The organism is Streptomyces sp. NPDC001889 (assembly GCF_053594535.1).
In genome coordinates this window covers 181,842-205,898 of the sequence record NZ_JBSFER010000011.1, presented here as the reverse complement: position 1 = coordinate 205,898, position 24,057 = coordinate 181,842, and the positions used below count along the sequence as shown (strand labels likewise).

The following is a 24,057-nucleotide window of genomic DNA, read 5'->3' as shown; positions in this document are numbered from 1 at the left end:
CCGGGGGCCGGGTCAGCGGCCGGACGGGCGAGCGGTGCCGTCCCGGACGCCGGCGAGCCGGGCCGCCGCGACTTCCCGCCACAGCCGCGCGGGCGTGCCGTACCGGACCGCTTCCGCGCCGGCGAGCCGGTAGGCCCGCGCCGGATGGTCATGGGCCAGCATCCCGCGGGCACCGTGCAGCTGGATCGCCAGCCGGGCGGCGCCCAGGGCCAGTTCCGCGGAGGCCGCCAGCACCTGTGCCGGATACGGCCCGGGGGCGGCGCCGGAGTCGAGCCGCCACGCGGCCTCGAACAGCAGCAGCGCGAGCCCGTCGGCCTCGCCGGTCAGCGCGGCGAGCCGGTGGCCCACCGTCTGGAAGTCGATCAGCCGCCGCTCGAACTGCCGGCGGCGGTTGGCGTGCCGGCGGCCCGCCTCCACCGCCGCGTCCGCGACACCCAGCAGAAACGCCGCCTGGCGCACCCGTTCCGCGGCCCGGAGACGACCGAGGTCCGGTCCGGCCGGGAGGACCAGACCGGGCGCCGCCCCGCATCGCAGCCGTACGCCTCCGTGCTCGCCCGCCGCGGCCGGCTCCGCCTCGACTCCTTCACCGTCCGGCTCCACCAGGACCAGCACGTCCTCACCGGAGCGGGTCGCGCGGACCAGGACCAGATCCCAGGCGGCGGCCGCGACCCGGGGCGAGGTGCCCCGCACCCGGTCGCGGGAGTCCACCGTCACCGAGGTGTCCGGCTCCAGCGGACCCGCGCACCCCACGCGGCGGGCCCCCGCCACCACGTCCGTCAGCAGGGCCGCCGACCGTGCGTCCGCGCACCGCGCCAGCACGTGCGAGGCGAGCACCGCGTCCCGCAGACGGGGCAGGGGCTCCAGCGCCCGCCCCAGCTCACGGGCGACGATCGCCTCGGCCGCGAGCCCCAGATCCAGCCCGTCCACCGGGTGGGGCAGCCCGACCACATGGGCGTCGATGGCGGCCAGCCGGTCCCAGGCGTCGCCGTCCTGGTGCAGGGCCGTCACGACGGCCTTGGTGAGATGGCGCTCGAATTCATTGAGCATGAAGTCCATAGCGTGAATCCCAGTCTCTCGCTGTGAATCCTGAATTTCGCCATTCCAGTGGGTTTCCTGGCGAGGTGCGAATGTGACACCATGGTGTGCGAAGGCGCCCGCGCGCCAGGCCGGATGCGGCCCGGTCCGACGCACGGATTCCCGCGCCGGAAGATGGGTTGCGCGGCCGGGGTCGCCCTTGTCGGCCATCGTCCCGTGTCAGAAAATCAATCGCAAGGTATTGTCGATCCGGAAAAGCTTCTTCTACGGTGAATCGGCAATCATCCTTATCTGCGCGGAGGCCATGGGTGTCCCTTGTCGGAAAGGCTTTCCTTGTCACGGGCGCGGGTTCCGGAATCGGGTCCGCGACGGCTGCCGCACTGGTCCGTTCCGGAGCCGATGTCGTCGTCCTGGGCCGGCGGGCGCAACCGCTGCACGCGCTCCGTACCGCGCTCGGGGCATCCGGCGCGCCGGAGCACGGACGGGTGGCCGTCGTCCCGGCCGACGTCGGGGCGGCCGGGACCGGCGAACGCGCACTGGCCGCCGCCCTGGAGAGTTTCGGCCGGCTGGACGGTCTGGTGAACAACGCGGGGCTCGCTCGCTTCGCGCCGATCGACGAGGCGGCCCCGGACGACCTGGATGCCATGTTCACGGTCAATGTCAGCGGCCCCGTGCGGCTGATCCGCGCGTGTCTGCCGCAACTGCGGCAGCACCGGGGCTCCGTGGTCAACGTCTCATCGGTGGGCGGCGTCCTGTCCATGCCCGGCCGCTCCCTCTACGGGGCCACCAAGGCCGCCCTCAACAGTCTGACCCGCTCACTCGCTCGTGAACTCGCGCCAACCGTCAGGGTGAACGCCCTGCTCCCCGGCCCGGTGGAGACCCCCATGTACGACGATCTCGGTCTCGGCCCCGAACGGACGGCACGCCTGCGCGAGGACCTCGTGGCGGCCACCCCGATGGGTCGTTTCGGCGGCCCCGACGAGGTCGCCCGGTGGGTGTGCCATCTGCTCGACGACGCCTCCGGCTGGGTGACCGGGGCGCTGATCCCCATCGACGGAGGCCGTACCGCCTGATCGGGCGGCACGGTCGCGCGACCCGCCCCTCCCGGAGAGCGACCGTCTCCCGGGAACAAGGAAGAAGGAGACAAGGTGTCAGTCACCGAGGAAGGGACCGTCTACGGCCGTCCCGAGTTCCAGAACATCGATGTGAGCGCCCAGATGCGGGACGGGCACGTGGATGTGCGCGACGGGGACGATGTGATCGTCGGCCTGGTGGCCGCGCGCGCCGCGTCGCTCGGCCGGAACCTGGACATCATCGATGTCGGCACCGGCTCGGGATTCCTGTGCGATCTGCTCGCCGACCGGCTGCCGCACAGCAGGATCGTCGCCAATGAGATCGAACCCGTCATGGTGGAGCAGGCCCGAGGCCGGCTGAAGGACCGGCCCAACGTCGAGATATTCGATAAGCCGTTCAGCGAGTGGTCCGACGCGGTCGACGTGATCATCTCCTGGGGCACCCATCACCACATGCCGCACAGCTATCTGGAGCAGAGCGGCGCGCTGCTGCGCGAGGGCGGAGTGCTGATCCTGGGGGACGAATTCGCACCGGAGTACTGCGACGAGCGGGACGCGGCACGCATCGCGGCGGCCCCGGTGGTCGAGTTGCGCGACGGCTATGTGCTGACCAGCGCCGAGGACATCGCCGCCCATGAGCGGTCGGGAGCCCTTCCCGAGTGGTCCCTCGCACTGGAGGACCGGCGCCGCCGGGCCATGTGGCACTGGTACAAGTTCGTCATCGACTGCGCGATCAAGGGCGGCTACTGGACCATCGCCCTCGCGGAGATGCAGATCGCCATGGACGACATCACCACCTCCTTCGAGGAGGAGCACAAGATCTCGCCGCTCATCGTGGAGCGGGAGTTGCAGCTCAACGGGTTCACCACCCTGTCCAAGAACGTCGTCGGACAGCGGGACGCCTCGCTGCAGAGCTTCTTCGTCTACGAGTTCGCTCCCGCCGCCCGGCAGTCCTGATGGGGAGGGCGAAGCACATGACCAGTGACAGCGGACCCGGCGCCGGGGACCGGCTGCGGCCTCTCGCCATCCCGGAATCCTGTCTCCACGGGGTCTTCCGGGCCGCCGAGGAACGCGAGCGGACGACGGGCCGGAAGACGATCCGACTGCATGTCGGCGAACCGGATTTCGCGCCGCCCGACACCGTGCGCGAGGCACTCGTCGCGGCCGTCAGGGACGGCCGCACGGCCTACACATCGGCGGAGGGGCTGCTGGAGCTGCGCGAGGCGCTGACCGCCAAGCTCCGGGAGGAGAACGGCCTGCGCACCTCGCCGGACCGCGTCTTCCTCACCCCCGGCTCCTGCCAGGGGCTGTCGGCGGTCTTCCAGACCCTGGCGGCTCCGGGCGCCGAGATCCTCCTGCCGGAACTGCACTGGCCGATCCATCTCCAGCAGATCATGCTCGCCGGCTTCCGGCCGGTGTTCTATCCGCTGCGCCATGACTTCACGCCCGACGTGGACGCCCTCGCCGCCCTCACCGGCCCGCGGACCCGCGCCGTCCTGGTGAACTCGCCCGCCAATCCGACCGGCGCGGTGATGGACGAGGCGGCCGTGCGGCAGCTGGTGGAACTCGCCCACCGGTCGGGCTGGTTCCTCATCAGCGACGAGGCGTACGAGCACTTCGTCTACCGCGGCCGCCATCTCTCCCCGGCGTCACTGGAAGCCGGTCTCGCGGAGCCCGAGCGGCGGGTCTTCTCGACCTTCAGCTTCTCCAAGAGCTATGCGATGACCGGCTACCGGCTGGGCTACGTGGTCACACCGAACGCCACGACGGCGCGTGCCCTGCGCACCACCCAGGAGGCGAACATCGTCTCGCCCGCGACACCGGTGCAGTACGCGGGGCTGGCCGCGCTGGCGGCGAGGACCGCGACGGAGGAGAACCGGAGGGCGGTCGCGCACGCCGTCGACACGGCGCTGCCGCCGTTGATCGAGGCCGGACTGCTGACCCGTCCACCGGCCGGGGGCTGGTACGCGGTGCTCGATGTCGAACGGACGGGGCTGGAGGCGGAGGTCCTCGCCGCCAAGCTGCTCCACGAGTGCGATGTCGCGGTCGCCCCCGCCCGGGGATTCGCGTTGCGCCCGGTCATGGCGCGGGACTCCACCGTGACCGGCGTGGACGAGCTGCCGAGCGCCCGCCATCTGCTGAGGCTCGCGCTGTGCGGTCCCCCGGAGGAGCTCGTGAGCGGTGTCCGGTCACTGCTGGACCTCGTAGCCGGCCAGAGATGAGGAGTACCGATGCCTGCTGGGACCTACCACGGCTACCTGGGGCTGACACAGCTGCTGGAAGCTCGGCGTCCGGTGCTGCCGGACGAGGCGTCACCGAGGGACCGGGCCGCGGAGGCGTTCTTCATCGTGGTGCACCAGTCCTCGGAGCTGTGGCTGCGCCAGATCCTCACCGACCTGGAGGGCGCCAGGGAGTCGATGGCACCACCGCGCATGGAGACCGAGCTGGCCCTGGAGTTCCTGGAGCGCGTGGTCTCGGTCCACCGTCTCCTCAACGAGCACCTCACCGTGCTCGGTCTGCTCCCGGGCGCGAGCTTCGCCGAGCTGCGGCCCCGCCTGGGCTGCGCGAGCGGCGCCGAGTCCCGTCAGTTCCGCGATCTGGACCGCGTCGTCGGGCTCGACGGCGGGACCGGTCCCCTCTACGACAGCTTCGTCGCGGCGGTGCTGGGGCACGGGATGACGGTGGAGGAGGTCTACCGCCAGGGGCACACGGCGGGTCCGCTGTACCGCATCGCCGAGACGCTGCTCGAAGTGGGACATCTGATCTGGCAGTGGAAGGTCCGCCACCTCGATGTCGTCGCCCGGACGCTCGGCGACCTCCCGGGCACGGGGGGCAGTGCCGGCACCCGGTATCTGAGGGAACGGGTGGGGAGCGTCTTCCCGGAGCTGACCCGGGCGCGCGCCCTCGCCCTCACCGGCCGGGAGAGCGGCCCCGGCGCGCGGCTGGACCGGCAGCGGGCCGTCCCCGCGGAACCGAGGTGAGCCGCCGATGACCTCCACGGACCGCACCGACCCGGCGGGAACGCCCATGGACCTGTTCCGGATGATCACCGGACACTATGTCTCGGGCGCGCTCCACGTCGCCGCGGGCATCGAACTCGCCGACCGGATGGGGCCGGGCGCGCACGACTACCGCGCGTTGGCCCGCGCCACCGGGACGCACCCGCCCGCCCTCCGCCGCCTGCTGCGCTTCCTCGCCTCCGTGGGCGTGGTCCACGACGAGGGGGACGACCACTTCTCCCTCACCGGCCTCGGCGGCCACCTCCGCGCGAACGCCGCCGGTTCCCTGCGGGCCGTCGCGCTGCACCACGGAGGGCCGACGGAACGCGCCTCCTGGGGGGAGCTGCTGCACAGCGTGCGGAGCGGGGGGACCGCCTTCGAGTACGCGTACGGCGAGAGCGTGTACGCGTATCTCGCCGGCCGCCCGGCCGCCGCCGAGGTGTTCGACCGGGCGATGGACGCACTGGCCGGTCCGGTCGCCGCCGATGTCGTGGAGGCGTACGACTTCACCGGACGGGAGCTGATCGTCGACGTCGGCGGCGGGAAGGGAGGTCTGCTGACCGCGATTCTGCGGGCGAACCCGGCCGCGCGGGGCATCGTCTTCGACGCGCCGCAGGTCATCGACGGGACCCGGGGCGCGGTGAACGGCGCCGGTCTGGCCGGCCGCTGCCGCTGCGCCGGCGGGGACTTCTTCGACGAGGTCCCGGCGGGCGGCGATGTCTACCTGCTGAAGAGTGTGATCCACAACTGGGACGACGACCGGGCCGGTCGCATCCTGCGGAACTGCCGCCGCGCCATGGCGCCGGACGCCGTCCTCCTGCTCGTCGAGATCGTTCTGCCGGGCCGGGTGCGACCGGGGCTCGCGAGCCGGACGGCCACGGGCTGCGACCTCAACATGCTGGTCCACACCGGGGGCCGGGAGCGCACCGGGGACGAGTACCGCGCGTTGCTGGACTCCGCGGGCCTGTCCCTGCGCCGGATCGTCCCCGCCCAATCGGGAGAGTCCGCCGTCAAGGGAATGATGAGCATCGTCGAGGGAGTGCCGCAATGACGTTCGTGGACGGGCTGCGAGAGCGATTCCGGCTGTACGAGACATCCACCCCCACATCGGTGAACCACATCGCGGTGGCCCTGCGGCTGCCGGAGACCGCCGACGCGGCGGCGCTGCACCGGGCGCTGGCGGCGCTGGCGGTCCGCCACCCCCATCTCACGGGAAGCGCCCGGGAGACGGACGAGGGCCGGCTCGTCCTGACCCCCGGCGGCCCACCCCGCGTGGAAACGGCGAGCGCCGCCTCCCGCACCGCCGCCGAAGCGCTCGTGGGCGAGCGGGCGCGGCACCCCCTGGACACGGCGTCCGGGCCGCTGCTGCGCGCCCTTGTCGTCCGGACCCCCGAGGGCCCGGTGCTCGGTCTCACCGGTCACCGGCTGGTCCTGGACCACGCCGCGATCCCCGCCCTGCTGGCCGAGGTGGCCGAGTCCCTGCGGACCGGGGCCGCCGGACCGGCCGGTCCCGCGCGCCCGGAAGCGGTCGCGCCGGACCCACCGCCGGTGCCCGTCGACGAGGTCCACGCACGGATCGCGCGCGAACTGGCCGACTGCCCCCCGGTCGTCGATCTGCCGACCCGGATTCCGCGGCGCGGGGCCGCCGTCGGGGCGGTGTCCCACCACGACGTCCCCATCCCCACCGCACTGGCCGCGCGGGTGGAGAGCCTCGCCCGGAGCCTCGGCACGCCCGTGGAGACCGTGCTGCTGGCCGCTCTCCACGCCCTCCTGCACCGTTACGGCGGGCAGGAGCGGCTGATGGTGGGCGTCGCGCTCGACCGCCGCCGCCACGGCCCGGTGGTGGGGTCCCACACCGATCTGGTCCCGGTGGCGACACGGCTCACCCGCGCCACCACCTTCGGCGGCCTGGTCACCGAGACGGCCCGGCAGCGCGCGGACGCGGCCCGGGGGCCCGCCGTCCCGGTGGGTGTCCTCGCGGGGCTGTTCCGCCGGTCCGATGACGAGTCGCCGCTGCCGAATGTCGCCTTCGCCGTCCGCCCCGCGCCGCGCCTGCCCGAGGGCTGGACGGGAGGGTTCCTCGACCCCGCCGAGAGCGAGTTCGACCTGGAACTCACGGTGGAGACGGCACCGCTGCCGCGGACCGCCCGGTTCAGCTACCGCACCGCGCTCCACGACCCCGGGCCGATGGCCGCGCTCGCGCGTCACTATCTGACCCTGCTGGACGCGGCGGTGACCCGCCCGGACGCGCCCGTGCGCACCCTGGACATGCTGTCCGACGACGATCTCGCCGCCTTCCGCGGCGACCCCCGGAAGGCGGCGGAGGTACGGGAGCGCGCCCGGCCCGTCCACCGCTGGGTCGAGGAGCACGCCGCGGCGCGCCCCGGCGCGCTCGCCATCGGCAGGGGCGCCGACCGGATGACGTACGGGGAACTCAACCGGACGGCGAACCGCCTGGCCCGCGAGCTGCGGGTGCGGGGAGTCGGCCGTGAGGACGTCGTCGGCATCTGTCTGGAGAGCTCGCCCGGATGGCTGGTCGGTGTTCTCGCCGCGTTCAAGCTCGGGGCGCTCCCCGTGCCCCTGGACACCAACGCGCCCCCCGCCCGTCTGGAGCTCGCCGTGGCGGCCAGCCCGCCCGTGGTGATCATCGGACGGTCGGGGACGGTGCGCGGCCTGCCGGAGAGCGGGGCGGCCCTGCTGCTGCTCGACCGCGACGGGCCGGCGATCGACCGGCACGCCGACGCGGACCTCGACGAGCCCATCGGCATCGACGACCTCGGCTACATCATCCAGACCTCGGGTTCGACCGGCCGCCCCAAGGCGATCCTCTCCCCGCACCGGGTGCTCTCCCTGTCCTGCGCCCACCTGCTGGAGGTGAACCGCACGACCGCGGCGGACCGGGGCACCTGGCTGGCGCCACCGGGATCGGGGATCTCCTTCTACGAGGTCGGCACGCTGCTCGCCGCCGGGGGGAGCCTGCACATACCGGAGCGCGACACGGTGGCCTCCCCGCCGCTGCTGCGGGACTGGATGGTCGAGCACCGCATCACCCAGTCGTTCATGGTCGCCCCCATCGCCGACGCGATCCAGAGCCTGCGCTGGCCCGCCGGCGCCGCGCTGCGGACGGTGGTGGTCGGCGGCGACAAACTGCACCGGTGGGCACCGCCCGATGTGCCCTTCTCGATCTCCCCGCCGTTCGGTTCCAGTGAGGCGATGCAGATCACCAGCCCCACCCACCCGTGGACCGGAGGCCCGACCCCCGCCACCGCGACCGCGGCGGACCGGGCGTGGCCGCCGCCGGTGGGAAGCCCGGCGCCGATGGCGCGCGTCTACGTCCTCGACGACGACCAGCGCCCCGTGCCACCCGGTGCGGTCGGCGAGTTGTGGGTGGGCGGAGACGGCGTCGTCCTGGGGTACCTCGGCGACCCGGAGGGAACCGCCGCGACATTCCGGCCCGACCCCTTCGGCCCGCCCGGATCGCGGATGTACCGCACGGGAGACCTCGGCCGGTACCGCCCCGACGGCCTCCTCGACCACCGCGGCCGGGCGGGGTCCATGCTCAAGATCAAGGGCTACCGCGTGGAGACCGGGGACGTGGAGGCCGCCCTGCTCACCCATCCGGGGATCAGCCTGGCCGCGGTGATCCCCGTGACGGGCCCGGGCAGCCGGCCCCAGCTCGTCGCCTGTGTCACCTCCCGGGAGCCGGTGACACCGCTGGAGCTGCGCGAGTACGTGGCCGAACGGCTCCCCGAGTACATGGTCCCGGTCGCCTATGTCGTCCTCGACACCATGCCGTCCAACGCCAGCAACAAGATCGACCGCTCCAGGCTGCCGCCCCCCGGCTGGGAGGACTGGCGTCCCAGCCGTCCCTACCGGCAGCCGGCCGACACCGTGGAGCGGGCCCTGGCCGGACTCTGGGCGGAGGTCCTCGGTGTGGAGCGGGTGGGTGTGGACGACAGCTTCTTCGAACTCGGCGGCAGCTCGCTCCAGGCGAGCACCCTGATCACGATGGTCCAGGACCGGATGCCGGTGCGGCTGTCGCTGCGCCAGCTCTTCCTGCTGCCGACCCCGGCCGGACTGGCGGGGCTGATCAAGAGCGACGGAGCGCGGGGGACCGCCCCCGCGCTGCCGGCCGTCACTCCGCTGCGGGGGACCTAGGGAGTTTCTTTCGGACCGGGCCGGATCGGTGAGCGGGGTCCGCCGCGGAGCCGTTCCCCTCCCCGCGGCACCCGGACGGACACCGCTCACACAGGCAGGACAAGGGGTAGAGGAGGACAGGCAGTGAACGCCGACACCACCGCGCCGATGTCGTTCCGGCAGGAGCAGTTCTGGGTCGCCGAGCAGCTCAACCCGGACCACGCGCTGTACACCGAGTCGATCGCGGTCAGGCTGTACGGGCCGCTGAACCCGGCTGCCCTGGAGCGCGCCCTGAGCGAGCTGGTCCACCGCCACGAGGCGCTCCGCACCGTCTTCCCCTTCGTCGACGGGGCACCGGTGCAGCGCGTGCTCCCCACCGTGGCGGACGTCCTGACGCTCGGTCCGGACCCGGCGGACCCCGGTGCGGAGGGCACCGAAGTCGCCGAGGGCACCGAGGGCGCGGAACAGCGGGTCCTCGCCCTCGCCCGCGACTTCGTCGAGCGGCCCCAGGACCTGTCCGCGGGCCCCCTGTTCCGGGCGCTGCTGCTGCGGGTCGCCGACGAGGACCACGCGCTGGTGCTCGCCCTCCACCATCTGACCGGAGACGTCGAGTCCGGCCGCATCCTCATGGCCGAACTGGAGCAGCTGTACACCGCCTTCGACGCCGGCGACCCCTCGCCGCTCGTCCCCCTGGAGCTGCGGTACGCCGACTACACCCGGTGGGAACGCTCGCTGCTGGGCTCCGGCCACCTCGACGACGACATCGCCTACTGGCGGCACACCCTGACGGGCGCCAGGACCGTGCTGGAGCTGCCGTCCGCGCTGGCCCGTCCGCCGGTGAAGGGGGTGCGCGGACGCAGGGAGAAGTTCGTCCTCGGCGACCGGCTCGGCGACCGGCTGCGGGAGACGGCCCGCCGCCTCGGTGCCACGCCCTACATGACCTCCCTGGCGGCCTACGCCGCGGTCATGTCGCGGGCCACCGGGGAGCGGGACCTCAGCCTGGGCATGCTCGTGGCGAACCGTCGCCCCGAGCTGGCCGGGGTCGTCGGCCTGATCTCCAACACGGTGCCCGTCCGGCTGGACCTCTCCGGCGACCCCGACCTCGGCGAGCTGCTGCGGCGGTGCGGCATGCGCTGTCTGGAAGCCGTGGACCACGGGCAGATCGCGCTGGAGAAGGTGATCGAGTCCGTCCGTCCGCCGCGCGACCCGAGCCGCAACGCCCTGATCCAGCACCTCTTCCTGCCCAAGGAGCGGGCGGCCGCGACCAGCGTCTGGGGCGCGCTGCGGGTCGTCCCGTTCGAGGTGCCGCGCGGGCGGGGCCGCCTCGACACCATCGTGGAGTCCGAGACGGATCGCGAGGAGGTGAGCGTCTGGGTGGAGTACGACACCGGCATCCTCGACGACGGGAGCGTCGCCTCGGTGATGAGCGACTACGGGCGGGTGCTCGGCGAGTGGACCCGCGACCCCGCGCTCCGGCTGAGCGAACTCGCGCCGCCGCCCGGGGCCACCCCCGGCCGGTCCGGGACTCCGGTCGCCGCTCCCCTCCGCACCACCGGCGCCGGCGAACCGGTGGAGCCGGTGGACGAGATCCTCCTCGCCGCCATCGCCCACCTGTGGGAAGCGGTGCTCGAAGTCCCGCGCGCCGAACCCGGGGACGACTTCTTCCGGAGCGGCGGCCACTCGATGCTCAGCGCCTGGTTCACGGAACGCATCCACACGACGCTCGGGGTGAAGGTGCCCATCCGGACGGTCTTCGAGCACTCCACGCTCGCGGAGTTCACGGCCGAGGTGAGCCGGCTGCACCCCGGTCTGTCCCGGCGGCTGAGGGAACTCGGCGCGCTCTCGGACGAGGAGTTCACCGGACTGGTGGACGAGGAGGATCTGGCGGCCGCGTCCTCCCCCGGGTTGGCCGCGGCGCCCGGCCCCGCCCCCTCCGAAGCGTCCTTCCTGGCCCCGCTCTCCCACTCCCAGCTCCAGCTCTGGCTGATGGAGCAGCTCCGGCCCGGCCGGCTCACCCACACGGTGCCGCTGGTGGTCTCCGTGCACGGCCCGCTGGATGTCGCGGCGCTGCGGGACGCGGTCAACGAGGTCGTCGCCCGCCACGAGACGCTGCGCACCACCTTCGTGGAGGTCGGCGGCGAGCCCATGCAGCGCGTCGCGGGGGAGCTGACGCTGCCCGTGCCGCTCACCGACCTCTCCGCGCTCCCCGGGCCCGAGCGGGACACCGCCGTCGAACAGTTCCGCCGGGATGCCGGTTACCACGTCTTCGACCTCACTGAGGGCCCCCTCCTCCTCGCCCGGGTCGCCCGGATCACCGCGACCGAACACCTGGTGGCCCTGGTCTTCCACCACCTCCTCACCGACGAGGTGTCGATGACCGTGTTCATGCGGGAGCTGAGCGAGGTGTACGGGGCCCGTCTGGAGGGCCGTCCGCACCGGCTCCCCGCGCTCCCGTTCCCCTTCTCCCGCTATGTGGCCTGGGAGCGGGAGCATCTGTCGGGCCCCGAGGGCGACCGGCTGACAGGGTTCTGGCGGCGGACCCTGAGCGGCGCCGCCGAACTGGAGCTGCCCGTCGACCACCCGCGTCCGGACACCCTCACCTTCGAGGGCGACTACCTCTACGAGCCGGCGTCGGCCCGGACACTGACGGAGCTGACAGCCGTGGCCCGCGAGGAGCGGGCGACCGCGTTCATGGCCTATGTCGCGGCGGTGGTGGCGCTGCTGCACCGGCTCAGCGGCCAGGACGACATCGTCATCGGCGTCCCCTGCGAGAACCGCGGCATGCCCCGGTCGGAGCAGCTCATCGGCTGCTTCCTGAACGCGGTCCCGCTGCGCGTCGACTGCTCGGGAGACCCGACGTTCCGCCGGCTCGTCCGCCGGGTCAGGGACGCGCTGCTGGAGGCGTACGAGCACCAGACGCTTCCCATGTCCAAGATCGTCGAAGCGGTTCGTCCGGCCCGGCGCCCGAACCGCCTGCCGCTGTTCACCATCGCCTGCGAGCTCCAGTTGTCCGGGTGGTTCCCCCTGGACCTCCCCGGCTGCCGGATCGGCTACGACTTCGTCAGCCATGAGACATCCCGTTACGAGATGTCGTTCCACGCGCTCTCCCAGGAGGACCGGATGCAATTGGGGCTGGAAATGAACACGGCACTCTGGCGGAGGGAGACCGGAATGCGCCGGCTCGTCGAACTGCGGACCCTGCTGGAAGAGGTGACCGCTGACCCGGGACGGCGGATCTCCACCTGTTCGGGTGGACTCGACATGTCCGTGTGACTCCCGGAAGCGATCCGGCGCACCACCGCTGCGGGAAGCTTCACGAGGCAATTACTGATGATTCCGGCCGGGCACGGGACCGATTCCCGTAAAGAAGCACCGGACAAGAGAGAGGAATGGCCCAGCATGGTGGGTGACCAGGATGACCGGACCTATCACGTCGTGATGAACCACGAGGAGCAGTATTCGATCTGGCTCAGCGACCGCGACATTCCCGATGGATGGCGGAGCCAGGGCGTGACGGGGTCGAAGGAGCACTGCCTCGCGCACATAGCGGAGGTCTGGGTCGATCTCCGCCCGCTCAGTCTGCGCCGTCGCCAGGGGTGACGGCCGCCGGCCGGCCGGGTACGTCCACACGACCCCCTCGGGGCGTGTGGACGTACCCGTACCCGTGGGACCCCCGTCCCGCCGGGGCCGGCGCGTCACGGTGAGGGCGGCTCCAGCGGAACGGGAGCCGCCCTCCCCGGGGTTTCCCCCGGGGAGCTGTCCAGCAGCCGCGCGGCCACGATGGTCTCCAGCAGCACCTCGGAGGCACCGCCCGAGATGGTCATGCCGGCCGCCTCGCGGCTGGCCGGGGCCAGCAGCGGATCGTCCCCCGCCCCGGCGAGCGTCTCCGCCGCCCACCACGCGGTGCTCTGGGCGGTCTGACTGCAGTACCACTTGGCGAGGGACGCCTCGGTGGTGTCGGGCTCCCCCTCGTGCAGCCGCTGGAGCACCCGCAGGGCCAGCAGCCGTCCCGCGTCCAGCCGGGCCCAGTGGCGGGCCAGCCCCACACGGGCGTGGTCGTCAGCGGGGCCGGAGCGCAGGATCTCCGCCGCCCTCTCGATCCACCCCAGGCCGCGGGCGTAGTAGTCGAAGCCGCTGCGCTCGCCGGCGAACATGGCGCTGATCAGGGACCAGGCCGCGTTGGGGGCGCCCACGACGGCCTCGGGGCCGACCCGGACACCGGTGAGGAGCACATCGTGGAAGTGCTCGTCGGCCAGGCTCCGCAGAGGCCGCACCCGCACCCCGGGGTGGTCCAGGGGGACGAGGAAGAGGGTCAGCCCCTCGTACCGGTTGGTGTTCTGCTCCGTGCGGGCCACACACAGCGCGACATCGGCGTAGGACGTCTTGAGGTTGAACCGCTTGTGCCCGCTGAGGGTCCAGCCGTCCCCGTCGCGCACCGCGCGCGTGGTGACCGCGGCCAGGTCGGAGCCGACGCCGGGCTCGGTGAAGAGGATGCAGGCGAACAGCTCGCCGCGCGCGATCGCGGGCAGCAGGCGTTCCCTCTGCTCGGCGGTGCCCCGGCTCAGCAGCAGTCTCCCGACGATCTGGACCGTGATGAAGTAGAGGCTGAGCGGAATGCCCTTTCGGGCCATCTCCTCGACGACGGCGGCGGATTCGGTGAATCCCAGACCTTGTCCGCCGTACTCCGGCGGCCAGTCTGCGGCGAGGAGCCGGCGCTCGCCCATAAGGCGATACGATTCCCGGGCGTCGCCGTCGAGACCATCCTCGCGATCGGCGATGGACCGAAGCTCGGATTGCAGGAGATCGCTTTCCAGTAGTTCCCGAACTTCGCTGCGGATGCGGTTGGTTGATTCCGGCACTGTGAAATCCATGCCTCTCCTTCTGTCTTGCGTCCGATGGAATCCCGGTGTGACGATCGAAGTTATGCATCGATGCCCGCCCCGTCTATACGTGGAGTGGTGAGATGGAGAAGAAGAACGAGATCATCGAACGGCTGAAGAGGGTTCCGGAGAGCAGGCGGGGAGGCTTCCTCAAACGCCTGAGCGAGACCGTGGCCGAACACTCCCCGGGTGACCTCCTCTCGTTCCGGCAGGAGCAGCTGTGCGTGCTCAACCGGATCGGCAGGAACGCGGGCTACGAGCTGGCCTTCCATCTCCACCTGACCGGCGAGCTGAACCACGGCGCGCTGCGCGGCGCGGTGGGCGACATCCTGGAGCAGCACCCGGTGCTGCGCTCGGTCTTCCCCGCCGGGGAGGTGCCCGACCGCCGCGTCCTGTCCCACCGCGCACCGGATCTCCGCCCGGAGGACATCAGCGACCTGGACGCCGGCCGGCGGCGGGAACACCTCGGTCAGGCGCTGGCCGATGAGCTGCGCTACGGGCTCGACTTCGAGACCGGGCCCCTGCTGAGGACCAGGCTGTTCACCCTCGCCCCCGACCGGCATCTGCTGATGGTGGTCACCCACTACCTCGTCGCCGACCCCGAGTCGCTGGGCATCCTGCGGGACCGGCTCGCCGACTGCTACGCCGCCCGGGCCCGGGGGAGCGCCCCGGCCCCCGCGGCGCCGGCCGGCGGCTTCAACGAGTTCGTCTCCTGGCAGCGGCGGTTCGTCGACGGGGCGGCGGGCGCCGCGTCGGCCGACTGGTGGCGCGACGGGCTCATCGGCTGGGAGCCGACCGAACTGCCCACCGGTCACACCAGGCCGGGCACGCTCGACCTCGCGTCGGACCAGGTCACCCGCGACCTCGACCCCGCACTCCTCGCCGCCGTGGAGACCTTCGCCGCCGGCCTCGCGGTCTCCCCGGAGGCCGTGCTCCTCGCCGCCTACGGCATCCTGCTGGCGCGGTACACCCGGCAGGACGACCTCGTCATCGGCACACCGGTGCGCGTCGGACCCGGCGGCGCGGACACCGTGGTGGGGGACTGCGGCAATCTGCTCCCCCTGCGCCTGGACTGCGCCGGATCGCACGGCCTCGCCGAGCTGGCGGCCCGGTGCCACACGGCGCTCGACGAGGCGAGGAAGCACGCGGCGGTGCCCTTCAAGCGGATACTCGACGCGGCCGGCTTCGACCAGGACGCCTCCCGCCTCCCCCTGGTCCAGCTCGGTTTCGCCGTCGACCCCGCGCCGCGGCCCAGCCGCCGGGCCGCCGGGCTGGAGATCGGCCTGGAGCAGATCCCCACCGGGGGCGGCACCTTCGAGGCACTCCTGCGCGTACGGCTCGACCCCGCGGCGCCCGCGCTCACACTGGAGTACGCCACCTCGCTGTACCACGAGCGCGGATCGGCCCAGCTGCTCGACCACTACGAGCGCCTTCTGCGGGCCGGACTCGCCGCGCCCGGATCACGGCACACCGCACTGCCGATGACATCCCCCGCCGAGCGGAGGCAGGTCACCACCGCCTGGAACCCCCCGGGCACCCCGCGCGGCGAAGCCCTCCTGCACGAGACCTTCCTGGAGCGGGCCCGGCTCTGCCCGGACGCGCCGGCCCTGGTCTGGCGCACGGGAACCATGACGTACGGAGAGCTGGCCGAGCGGGTGGAGAGGCTCGCCGGACAGCTCCGCGGCGCCGGAGTCGGGCCCGAGCACCGCGTGGCGGTCCTGGTGGACCGGGGACCGTGGATGGTCGAGGCGCTGCTCGGTGTCCTCGCCGCCGGCGGAGCGTATGTGCCGCTCGATCCGGCGTACCCCGACGACCGGATCGGCATGGTCCTCGACGACTCGGCCGCGACTGCGGTGATCACCCGGAGCGCTCTGCGGGACCGGGTGCCACCGGGGCCCTGGCAGGTCGTCGACCTCGACGGGCCCGCGCGGCCGGCGGCCGGACCCACGCCCGGGGCCGTGCCGGTGACACCGGGGAACCTGGCCTATGTCATCTACACATCGGGCACCACGGCCCGGCCCAAGGGCGTGCTCATCGAACACCGCAACGCCACCAACTTCATCCGGACCGTCCAGGAGATGTTCGCCCTCGGCCCCGAGGACCGGGTGCTCCAGTTCGCCTCCCTCGGATTCGACGTCTCCGTCTTCGAGATCTTCGGCGCCCTCCTCAGCGGAGCCCGGCTCTACCTCGCCACCGAGGACGAGAAGCGCTCCACCGAGGCGCTCGACCGTGTCCTGATCGATCAGGAGATCACCGTCATCGACCTGCCGCCCGCGGTCATGGGCCTGCTCCAGCCCGAGCGGTACCGCGCGCTCCGGGTCGCGTTCGTGGGCGGCGAGGCGTTCAGCGGCGAGCTCACCACCGCCTGGGCGGCCGGCGGACGTGCCTTCCACAACGGCTACGGCCCCACCGAGTGCACCGTCACCGTGGTGGCCAAGCACTGCACCGGGGTCTGGGACACCTCACCGCCGATCGGCCGGGCGATGGCCAACCACCGCGCCTACGTCCTCGACGGCGAGTCCGCCGCGCTGCCCGTGGGGGTGCCCGGAGAGCTGGCCATCGCGGGTGACGGACTGGCCCGCGGCTATCTGGGCCGCGCGGACCTCACCGCCGAGCGCTTCCGCCCCGACCCGTACGGCCCTCCCGGCTCGCGGATGTATCTCAGCGGCGATCTGGCGGACTGGACACCCGACGGTGACCTGGTCTTCCGCGGGCGCGTCGACCGGCAGGTCAAGGTGCGGGGCATCCGCATCGAGCTGCGGGCCGTCGAATCCGTCCTCGACGCGCACCCGCAGGTGAGCCGGGCCGTCGTGGTGACCGCGCACACCCCCGCCGGCGAGACAGTGCTCGTCGCCCACGTGGCGCCCCTGCCGGGTGCCACCGTCGACCCCGAAGGCCTGCGCGAGTGGGTGGCCGGGAAGCTGCCCCGGCCGATGGTGCCGTCCCTGGTGAGCCTCGTCGACGCCATACCGCTCACCCCGAGCGGCAAACTCGACGTCAGAAACCTGCCACCGGTCGCCTTCCAGGCCACCGAGGACGAGGTCGACCAGCGGGACTGGACTCCCACCCAGCGCCGGGTGGCGGGCGAGGTCTTCGTCCCGCTGCTGGCGGCGGCGCGTGTCGGTCTGCGGGACAGCTTCTTCTCCATCGGCGGTACGAGTCTCGAGGCGCTCCGGGTCATTCCCCGGCTCCGGGCCGCGTTCGGCGTCGAGGTGCCCGTGGCCGACTTCTTCCAGGACCCGACTGTCGCCGGGGTCGCCGCCACGGTCGACCGGGCGGTGGTCGCCCAGCGGTCGCGGCAGGAGGGGCTGCTGAGGGCGCTCGCCGAGGTCGAAGGGCGGTCCGAGGAGGAGATCGCGGAGATGACGCGCGAACGGTTCGGCGATGCTGAGCGTTGATTCCCCTCTGATCAGGCGGTTTCCCCGCACCCGCCCGTCCTGGCGTCTCGTCTGTCTGCCGTACGCCGGCGCGGGCGCCTCCGTCTTCACCGCATGGCCCGCGCTCCTTCCCGACACGGTCGAAGTGGTGGCGGTTCAACTGCCCGGCCGGGAGGACCGGGTCTTCGACCCGCCGCTGACCCGGCTGGATCTGCTGGTCCGCACCCTGGCGATCGCCCTGAAGCCGTATCTCACCACCCCGGTGGCGCTCTACGGCCACTGCGCGGGCGCGCTGCTGGCCTTCGAAGTCGCGGGGGAGCTGCGGACCCGTCACGGCCTGCGGATCCCGCATCTGATCCTCGGCAGCCAGGCCGCTCCCCACCTGGCCGAGCGGCACGCGACCGCGCTGCACACCCTGCCCGACGCCGAGTTCCGCAGCAGGCTCGGCCCCCAGGGCGGTGTGGCACCGGACGTCCTGGCCGACGACCGCATGATGGAGCTGCTGCTGCCCGGCGTACGCGCCGATTTCCAGCTGTGGGAGCGGTACGCGTACCGTCCGCGACCGCCCCTGGACTGTGCCGTCACGGTGATCGGAGGAGACCGGGACGAGCAGCTCGGGACCGGGGATCTCACCGCCTGGGAGGACCACACGACCGGACCGTTCACCCACCACCCGATCAGCGGAGGGCACTTCTTCCTCGACGAGGCGCCGGCGGAGCTGTCCCGTCTGATCACCTCGGCGCTCGGCGTCCCCGAACTGGAGGTCTGATCCATGGCTCTCGTATCCGCCCCGACGGAACCGCCCGACCCGGAGCTGCTGGCCGAACTGACGGGCCGTGCGCGCCGGGTCCCCGGGGTGTCGGACGCCGAGGTGATCGTCCGGCTGCGCCGGCGCGGCGCGGTCGCCGGACCCGGCCCGGCGGCCCCCGTCCCCGAGGTGGGCCGCGACCCCCGCCCCGCTCTCGCCCACGGCACCGGCCCGGCACCCGCCGACGACTGGCCGGCGACACTGCCCCAGGCCCTGGTGCGCGCGGCCCGGGACCACGGGGAGCGCGGCACGACCTATGTCCGCTCCGACGGAACCGAGCACCACCAGTCCTACGCCCGGCTGCTCACCGAGGCCACCCGGGTGCTCGGCGGGCTGCGCGCCGAGGGGCTGACTCCCGGCCAGTCGGTGCTGCTGCAGTTCCAGGACAACCGGAACTTCGTGACCGCCTTCTGGGCCTGTGTGCTCGGCGGCTTTCTGCCCACCCCGGTCGGGGCGGCCCCCACCTACCGCGAGCACAACGCGACCACCCGCCGGCTGCACGGCGCCTGGCAGCTCCTGGACCATCCGCTCATCGTCACCGATGAGGCGCTGCTGCCCGGTGTGGCCGGGCTCGCCGGCCTCTGGGGCGAGGCCGGGGTGCGGACCGCGGCACTGGAGCGGCTCGAACAGTCCCCGCCGGCCGCGGAGATCCATCCGGCCGAACCCGGCGACATCGCCCTCAACCTGCTGACCTCGGGCAGCACGGGGGTGCCCAAATGCGTCCAGCACCCCCACCGCACCATCGCGGCGCGCACCTGGGCGACGGCCGTCGCGAACGGTTTCGGACCCGATGAGGTGTCCCTGAACTGGATGCCGCTGGACCACGTCGGCGGCATCGTCATGTACAACGTGCGGGATGTCTTCCTGGGATGCGCCCATGTCAACGCGCTGACATCGGCGTTCGTCGGCCGTCCCACCCGGTGGCTCGACTGGATCGAACGGTACGGTGCCACCAACACCTGGGCCCCCAACTTCGCCTTCGCCCTCGTCAACGACTGCGCGGACGCCATCGCCGAGGGCGGCTGGGACCTCTCGTCGATGCGCAACATCTGCAACGCGGGCGAGGCGGTGGTCGCGCGGACCGCCCGGAGCTTCCTGCGGCTGCTGGCCCCCCACGGGCTGTCCGGCGGTTCCATGGTCCCCTGCTGGGGCATGTCCGAGACCTCCTCCGGTGTCACCTACGCGCGCATGGACCGCGACGACGACACCACCGGGGTGGTCAGCATCGATCAGCGGACCCTCGACGGAGACCTCGCGTTCGTGACGGCGGACGCCCCGCACGCCGTCAGCTTCACGGAGGTGGGGCCGCCCATCGCCGGGGTGTCGCTGCGGATCGTCGACCACGGCGACCGGGTCCTGCCCGAGTCCCGGGTCGGGAGGCTGCAGGTCAGTGGCACCACGGTGCTGAACGGCTACTACGGCAACCCGGAGGCCAACCGTGAGTCCTTCACCGAGGACGGCTGGTTCGACACCGGGGACCTGGCCTTCCTGAAGGACGGCCGGCTCACGCTCACCGGCCGCGCGAAGGACCTGATCATCGTCAACGGGGGCAACTATCCGAGCCACGACATCGAGTCGGTCGCCGGCCGGGTCCCCGGAGTGAAGGTCTCCAGTGTGGCCGCCTGCGGCATCTCCGATCCGTACCACGGCACCGACCGGGTCGCCGTGTTCTACGTCCCGCTCTCCTCCGAACCGGCCGAGCACACCCGCGTCGCGCGGGAGGTCGGCGTCGCCCTGGCCCGTGAGATGGGCCTCCGGCCCGACCTGGTCGTGCCGGTTCCCGAGGAGGAGTTCCCCAAGACCGAGAGCGGCAAGATTCAGCGCGGGGCGCTCAGGGACGCGCTGCTCGCCGGCCGCTTCGACGACCGCCTGGGGTCCGTCGCGGCCACCGGCGGCGCCGCCCCGGACGACCCCGGCCCGTGGACGTACACCAAGGTCTGGCAGCCGGTGCCGGCGCCCGTGTCCGCGAGCACCGGGGGCGGCGGACCTCTGCTGCTGTTCGAGGACAGCGGGGGAGAGCTGGCGGCGGCGCTCGGAGACCGCTTCCCCCGCACCCGCGTCGTCACCGTCCGGCGGGGGAACGCCTTCACCCGCACCGGCGCCGACACCTTCACCCTCCGGCCCTCCGCACGCGAGGACTGCGTCCGTCTGATCGAGACGCTGGCCGGGGAAGGCGCCGCACCGGAGGCCGTGGTGCACGCCTGGGCGCTGCCGCGCTGGCCCGAGCCTCCGGACGCCGACGACTCCCGTGACGACCTCTACCGCGGCGCGATCAGTGTGCTGTGGTGCCTCCAGTCGCTCGTCGCGGCCGGCGCGGCCGGTACCCGGCTCCTCGTCGTCACCTCGGGAGCGCACCGGGTGCGGGAGGACGACCGGGTCGACTGGTGCAAGGGCGCCATCGCGGGAGTCGTGCGCACCGCGGCCGAGGAGGAGTGTCTGCGCGCGGTCGGCCAACTGGACCTGAGCGGTGACTCGGTGAGCGACGCGGCGGCGGCCGTCGCCCGTGAACTGGGCCTCCCCGCCACGGAGACCATCGTGGCCGAACGGGACGGCGCCCGCGTGGCACCCCGCCTCCGGGAGGTCCCCGAGCCCGATGGGCTCGCCGCGACCGGAACCATCAGGTCCCGGGGCGTCTACCTTCTCGTCGGCGGACTCGGCGGCATCGGTTTCGAGGTCGCGCGGTATCTGCTCTCCGCCCATCAGGCCCGGCTCCTCGTCGTCGGCCGCAAAACCCTCGGCGGCGACGACGAGGCGACCCGCCGGTACACGGAACTCGGCGAACTCGGCGATGTCCGTTACGCGGTCACGGACACCATCGACGCCGAGGCGCTCAGCGCCGCCGTCGCCGCGGCCGAAGCGGCCTGGAGCCGCCCTCTCGATGGCGTCTTCCACCTCGCGGGCGAGCCGGTGGCCGCCCAGTGGGACCGGCTGGAGGAGCACACCGTGCCGCGCGAGTCGGTGGACCGGTTCCTCGACCAGGCCCACCCGAAGGTCGGCGGCGCCTGGGCCCTGCGACAACTGCTCCTCGACCGTCCCGGCGCGCTGCTCGTCCTGTTCTCCTCGGTCAACGGCTTCTTCGGCGGCAGCTCCTTCGTCGCGTACGCCTCCGCGAACAGCGCGCTCGACGCCTTCGGCGACAGCTGGGCGGCCCGGGGCCGCCCGGTGCGCTGCCTCGCGTGGAGCATGTGGGAGGGCACGGGGATGAACACGGGGGCGCCGACCGCGGCGGCGGCGCGGCGGCGCGGCTTTCTGACCATCGCTCCGGAGCGCGGCATCGCGTCGCTGCTCGCCGCGCTCGCCCAGGACCAGCCGTATGTGCTGATCGGAGGGGACGCGGGACAACCCCACTTCCAGCGCGCGCTGGAGCACTCACAGCTGGAGGCCGGCGAGATGGTCGTCGCCATAGCCCCGACCGACCCGGAGGCCGACCCGGACACGCTGGTGGAGGCGGTGCGCACGGCGCTCGGCCCGGTGGGCCCGTACCGCGTGGCTGTCATGGCCCGGCTCCCCAGGGACGCCCAGGGGCGGGTCGACGCGGGTCTGCTCCCGGCCGCGCGGCAGTCCTTCGCCCGGCGGCGGTTCTCCGCCCCCGAGGGCGAGCGGGAGCGCGGCGTCGCCGCCGCCTGGAGCCAGGTGCTGGCGGTGCCCCGGGTCGGGCGGGACGACGGCTTCTTCGAACTCGGGGGGAACTCCGTGCGCGCCCTTCAGATCATGACGCGGGTGAACGACCTCTTCGGCACCGACCACTCGGTCAGCCTGCTGTACGAGAACCCGACCGTCCGCGATCTGACGTCGGCCTTCGGGGAGAGGGCCCGGGGATGAACGACCGCACCCCGTCGAAGCCGCTCGACCTCATCGCCTCCGCGGACCTCGCCACCCCCATGGCCATCCGGGTCGCGGCGACGCTCCGGCTGGCGGACCTGATCTCCTCCGGCCGCACCCGGCTGGCCGAGCTGGCGACCGCGGCGGGCGCCGAACCGGACGCCCTCCGCAGACTGCTGCGCTTCCTGACCTGCCGGGGACTGTTCACCGAGCCGGAGCGTGATGTGTACGCGATGAACCCGCCCGCGTATCTGCTGCGCTCCAACGCGCCCATGGGGCTGCACCCCTGGCTCGACCTCCAGGGCATGGCGGGCCGGATGGAGCTCACCTTCACCGGTCTGCTGGACAGCGTCCGCACCGGGGCCCCCGTCTACGAGGGCCTGTACGGGCAGCCGTTCTGGGACGACATCGGGGCCGACCCGGACCGGGTCGCGTCCTTCGACGCGCTCATGGCGGCGAATGCCGAGTGGTTCGGGCCGGGGGTGGCCGACGGCTACGACTGGCCGTCGGTGCGGCACGTGGTGGACGTGGGCGGCGGCAGGGGCGAACTGCTGCGCAGGCTGCTGACGGCCCACCCGGGGCTGCGGGGCACACTCGTCGACCAGCCCGACACCGCCGCGAAGGCGCGGGAGCTGATCCGGGCGGCGGGGCTGGACGGCCGCTGCGATGTCGTCGAGGGCAGCTTCTTCGACCCGCTGCCGGACGGCGGCGACGTGTATGTGCTGGCGAACGTCCTGCACGACTGGAGCGACGCGCGGGCGCTGACGATCCTGCGGCGGTGTGCCCGGGCCGGCGGGGAGCGGGGCCGGGTCCTCCTGGTGGAGTGGATTCTGGGGGCGGGCCCGGCCGAGGAACAGGCCACGCTGGTGGATCTGCGGATGCTGACCCTGATGGGAGGACGGGAGCGGACACTCGACGAGGTGGGCGGACTGGCCGCCGCCGCGGGCCTGTCGGTGCGGTCGGCCACACCGACGGCCGCCGGGCTGGTCCTGGTCGAGTGTGTGTCATCGGACGCCGCCGAGCCCGTCCCGGACCGGTCCTTCCCGGCGGACCGGTCCTTCCCGGCGGCCGGGGCCGGTGATCCGCCCTGACCCTCCGCTCCCCGCGAGGGGGTGGCGCGGAGGCGGACCCGGCCCCGGCCGCCGGGTGCCGCCAGGTCGTCTCTTTCGGATCGTGCCGGGCTCGCGAGCCCCGGCACCGCGCCTCGCCGCGCTGCCGTCGGTCGCCGGCGCTCCGCGTGGGCTCCCTCCTCCGCCTCGCGATCCACGGCACCGGACCCCGCTCACCGGTCCGGCCTGATCCGAAAGAGACTCCCTAGTTCTCCAGTACGGTCTGCGCGGCCCCGTCGAGCACGGCCGCGGCCCACTCGGTGAGATCGGTGTTCATCAGCTCAGCGGCACGGTGCCAGCGCTGGCGCTGGTCAGGTGTGGTGCGCAGAGCGACCACCCGTTCCGGCCGCTCCGGGTCGGCGGCGCTGCCCGGGGGGTGCTCGGCGCGGGCTGTGAGGGCGGGCGCCGTGGCGGGGGCGGGGAGCGGGGCCGGGTCCGCCCCCTTGGCCAGGCGCACCTGCTTGCGCAGGACATTCCGCGACCAGCCCTCCTGTTCCGCTCTGAGGAGCAGCAGATCCTGTTGCGCCGGGGTGAGCGCGGCGACCTCCATGTGGTGCCCCAGGCTGAGCGCCGCCCGGCGGCGGGACTGGTCGAACCGCCGCGCGATCCAGGCGTAGTTGCGGAGTGTCTGATAGTCCAGGGCGGTGCGCTTGACGGCCTCCCTGTAGCGGTCCGGGTAGGAGTTCTCGCCGTAGACCAGCCAATCCCCCAGCCACCAGCCGGAGGACTCCGATATCCGTGTGAGCTGCCTGCCGATCCTTATCCAGCGCTGGAAGGGAATGTCTGATCTGAAGAGCATTCCGGTGCTCCGCGGGAG

At 72.9% G+C, this 24,057-nt stretch carries 15 protein-coding genes; 12 read left to right on the top strand and 3 right to left on the bottom strand.

From position 1 onward, the window contains the following. Nucleotides 1–12: 12 nt before the first annotated feature. Nucleotides 13–1,056 carry an acyl-CoA dehydrogenase family protein gene (locus ACWCRA_RS14985; protein WP_451067775.1) on the bottom strand — a complete coding sequence of 348 codons (1,044 nt, stop codon included), beginning with the start codon at nucleotides 1,054–1,056 and terminating at the stop codon, nucleotides 13–15. A gap of 287 nt (nucleotides 1,057–1,343) precedes the next feature. Here ACWCRA_RS14985 and ACWCRA_RS14980 point away from each other — a divergent pair, with 287 nt between their 5' ends. The 8 genes from ACWCRA_RS14980 to ACWCRA_RS14945 all read left to right on the top strand — a co-directional run bounded on the left by ACWCRA_RS14980 (nucleotide 1,344) and on the right by ACWCRA_RS14945 (nucleotide 12,844). Next, nucleotides 1,344–2,108, top strand: coding sequence for an SDR family NAD(P)-dependent oxidoreductase (locus ACWCRA_RS14980; RefSeq protein ID WP_351544025.1), 765 nt, complete (start codon nucleotides 1,344–1,346; stop codon nucleotides 2,106–2,108). Between the two features lie 75 nt (nucleotides 2,109–2,183). Next, nucleotides 2,184–3,065, top strand: coding sequence for a class I SAM-dependent methyltransferase (locus tag ACWCRA_RS14975; protein ID WP_451067774.1), 882 nt, complete (start codon nucleotides 2,184–2,186; stop codon nucleotides 3,063–3,065). Between the two features lie 17 nt (nucleotides 3,066–3,082). Further along, the gene (locus ACWCRA_RS14970; protein WP_351544020.1) at nucleotides 3,083–4,330 is read left to right on the top strand and encodes a pyridoxal phosphate-dependent aminotransferase; all 1,248 of its coding nucleotides are present in this window, start codon (nucleotides 3,083–3,085) and stop codon (nucleotides 4,328–4,330) included. A 9-nt stretch (nucleotides 4,331–4,339) separates the two neighbouring features. Further along, nucleotides 4,340–5,089, top strand: coding sequence for a tryptophan 2,3-dioxygenase family protein (locus tag ACWCRA_RS14965; protein ID WP_351544017.1), 750 nt, complete (start codon nucleotides 4,340–4,342; stop codon nucleotides 5,087–5,089). A gap of 7 nt (nucleotides 5,090–5,096) precedes the next feature. After that, complete coding sequence (locus ACWCRA_RS14960; RefSeq protein ID WP_451067773.1) at nucleotides 5,097–6,158, top strand: methyltransferase; 1,062 nt, start codon at nucleotides 5,097–5,099, stop codon at nucleotides 6,156–6,158. Continuing rightward, nucleotides 6,155–9,265 carry a non-ribosomal peptide synthetase gene (locus ACWCRA_RS14955; protein ID WP_451067772.1) on the top strand — a complete coding sequence of 1,037 codons (3,111 nt, stop codon included), beginning with the start codon at nucleotides 6,155–6,157 and terminating at the stop codon, nucleotides 9,263–9,265. The genes ACWCRA_RS14960 and ACWCRA_RS14955 overlap by 4 nt, the downstream gene beginning before the upstream one ends. Before the next feature lie 123 nt (nucleotides 9,266–9,388). Next, a complete protein-coding gene (locus tag ACWCRA_RS14950; RefSeq protein WP_451067771.1) occupies nucleotides 9,389–12,517 on the top strand; it encodes a condensation domain-containing protein in 3,129 nt (1,042 codons plus the stop codon). 126 nt (nucleotides 12,518–12,643) lie between these two features. Continuing rightward, nucleotides 12,644–12,844, top strand: coding sequence for an MbtH family protein (locus tag ACWCRA_RS14945; RefSeq protein WP_351544007.1), 201 nt, complete (start codon nucleotides 12,644–12,646; stop codon nucleotides 12,842–12,844). A gap of 95 nt (nucleotides 12,845–12,939) precedes the next feature. On the opposite strand, the gene ACWCRA_RS14940 is transcribed toward ACWCRA_RS14945, so the two are convergent. Further along, a complete protein-coding gene (locus ACWCRA_RS14940; protein ID WP_351544004.1) occupies nucleotides 12,940–14,115 on the bottom strand; it encodes an acyl-CoA dehydrogenase family protein in 1,176 nt (391 codons plus the stop codon). Between the two features lie 92 nt (nucleotides 14,116–14,207). Here ACWCRA_RS14940 and ACWCRA_RS14935 point away from each other — a divergent pair, with 92 nt between their 5' ends. Genes ACWCRA_RS14935 through ACWCRA_RS14920 form a run of 4 tightly spaced genes read left to right on the top strand, consistent with a single transcriptional unit; the run spans nucleotide 14,208 to nucleotide 23,222 of the window. Continuing rightward, nucleotides 14,208–17,522: a non-ribosomal peptide synthetase gene (locus tag ACWCRA_RS14935; RefSeq protein ID WP_451067770.1), complete on the top strand. Its 3,315-nt coding sequence runs from the start codon at nucleotides 14,208–14,210 to the stop codon at nucleotides 17,520–17,522. Beyond that, entirely contained in the window at nucleotides 17,509–18,270 is a 762-nt protein-coding gene (locus ACWCRA_RS14930; protein ID WP_351543999.1) for a thioesterase II family protein, read from the top strand. Before ACWCRA_RS14935 ends, ACWCRA_RS14930 begins: the two co-directional genes overlap by 14 nt. A 3-nt stretch (nucleotides 18,271–18,273) precedes the next feature. Next, on the top strand, nucleotides 18,274–22,131 hold the full coding sequence (locus tag ACWCRA_RS14925) for an SDR family NAD(P)-dependent oxidoreductase (RefSeq protein WP_451067769.1): 3,858 nt from the start codon (nucleotides 18,274–18,276) through the stop codon (nucleotides 22,129–22,131). After that, nucleotides 22,128–23,222, top strand: coding sequence for a methyltransferase (locus ACWCRA_RS14920; protein WP_451067768.1), 1,095 nt, complete (start codon nucleotides 22,128–22,130; stop codon nucleotides 23,220–23,222). Before ACWCRA_RS14925 ends, ACWCRA_RS14920 begins: the two co-directional genes overlap by 4 nt. 223 nt (nucleotides 23,223–23,445) lie before the next feature. Here ACWCRA_RS14920 and ACWCRA_RS14915 read toward each other — a convergent pair whose 3' ends face one another. After that, nucleotides 23,446–24,039, bottom strand: a complete 594-nt coding sequence (locus ACWCRA_RS14915) for an LmbU family transcriptional regulator (RefSeq protein ID WP_351543991.1) — start codon at nucleotides 24,037–24,039, stop codon at nucleotides 23,446–23,448. Between the last annotated feature and the right edge of the window lie 18 nt (nucleotides 24,040–24,057).

Coding starts and splice junctions, on each gene's coding strand:
- ACWCRA_RS14985 (WP_451067775.1), bottom strand. CDS start 1,056: ATGGACTTCATGCTCAATGAATTCGAGCGCCATCTCACCAAGGCCGTC.
- ACWCRA_RS14970 (WP_351544020.1), top strand. CDS start 3,083: ATGACCAGTGACAGCGGACCCGGCGCCGGGGACCGGCTGCGGCCTCTC.
- ACWCRA_RS14965 (WP_351544017.1), top strand. CDS start 4,340: ATGCCTGCTGGGACCTACCACGGCTACCTGGGGCTGACACAGCTGCTG.
- ACWCRA_RS14960 (WP_451067773.1), top strand. CDS start 5,097: ATGACCTCCACGGACCGCACCGACCCGGCGGGAACGCCCATGGACCTG.
- ACWCRA_RS14955 (WP_451067772.1), top strand. CDS start 6,155: ATGACGTTCGTGGACGGGCTGCGAGAGCGATTCCGGCTGTACGAGACA.
- ACWCRA_RS14945 (WP_351544007.1), top strand. CDS start 12,644: ATGGTGGGTGACCAGGATGACCGGACCTATCACGTCGTGATGAACCAC.
- ACWCRA_RS14940 (WP_351544004.1), bottom strand. CDS start 14,115: ATGGATTTCACAGTGCCGGAATCAACCAACCGCATCCGCAGCGAAGTT.
- ACWCRA_RS14935 (WP_451067770.1), top strand. CDS start 14,208: ATGGAGAAGAAGAACGAGATCATCGAACGGCTGAAGAGGGTTCCGGAG.
- ACWCRA_RS14930 (WP_351543999.1), top strand. CDS start 17,509: ATGCTGAGCGTTGATTCCCCTCTGATCAGGCGGTTTCCCCGCACCCGC.
- ACWCRA_RS14925 (WP_451067769.1), top strand. CDS start 18,274: ATGGCTCTCGTATCCGCCCCGACGGAACCGCCCGACCCGGAGCTGCTG.
- ACWCRA_RS14920 (WP_451067768.1), top strand. CDS start 22,128: ATGAACGACCGCACCCCGTCGAAGCCGCTCGACCTCATCGCCTCCGCG.
- ACWCRA_RS14915 (WP_351543991.1), bottom strand. CDS start 24,039: ATGCTCTTCAGATCAGACATTCCCTTCCAGCGCTGGATAAGGATCGGC.